Source organism: Streptomyces sp. NPDC127092 (genome assembly GCF_042722475.1).
Classification (GTDB): Bacteria; Actinomycetota; Actinomycetes; order Streptomycetales; family Streptomycetaceae; genus Streptomyces.
This window is the reverse complement of record NZ_JBHXFE010000297.1, coordinates 352-939: the sequence shown is the minus strand read 5'-3', so window position 1 is coordinate 939 and position 588 is coordinate 352. Positions and strand designations below refer to the sequence as shown.

Genomic DNA, 588 nt, shown 5'->3' with positions numbered 1-588 from the left:
CACAACATGCTCGGCCTCCTCGCCAAGAAAGAAAAAATCGAGCACCTCTTCCATCCCGGCTCCTAAACCGTCTCCACGACAGCTGGACGAACCCGGCGCGCGTGCGCAAGCAGCAGCGACCAGCGTCTCCAAAACCAACAGTTTTAAGAGACGCCGTGTTTGGCGACCACGGGGCCGGCGCGAGCTGGGTCGACGGGAGGCCGGGAGTGTCTCGCGAAGTCGTCGCACCGCGTTCTGTCTCAGACCTTCCGGTGAAGATGATTTATGAGGCATGATCACGTCATGAGGCTTCTGGGGTACACACGGGTGTCGACGGCGGGGCAGGATCCCGCGCTGCAGCTCGACGCTCTCCTCGCGGCTGGGGTGCAGCGGCGGGATGTGTTCTCGGATGTAACGTCCGGCGCGAAGAGCGCGGCAGAGCGTCCGGGCATGAAGAAGCTCCTGTCCTACGCAGAGCCTGAGGACACGGTCGTGGTGTGGAGGATCGATCGGCTGGGGCGATCTCTGATCGACGTGCTCAATACCGTGAACCTGCTGCGAGACCGCGGCGTGAAGATCCAATCCGTCTCCGATGGGATCGACCCAGAG

Annotated in this window: 1 protein-coding gene; it reads left to right on the top strand. The window is 62.6% G+C overall.

Annotated features, from left to right (window positions below):
- Positions 1–282: 282 nt before the first annotated feature.
- A partial coding sequence (locus ACFWJO_RS39840; protein WP_386873201.1) for a recombinase family protein occupies positions 283–588 on the top strand: 306 nt, incomplete at its 3' end.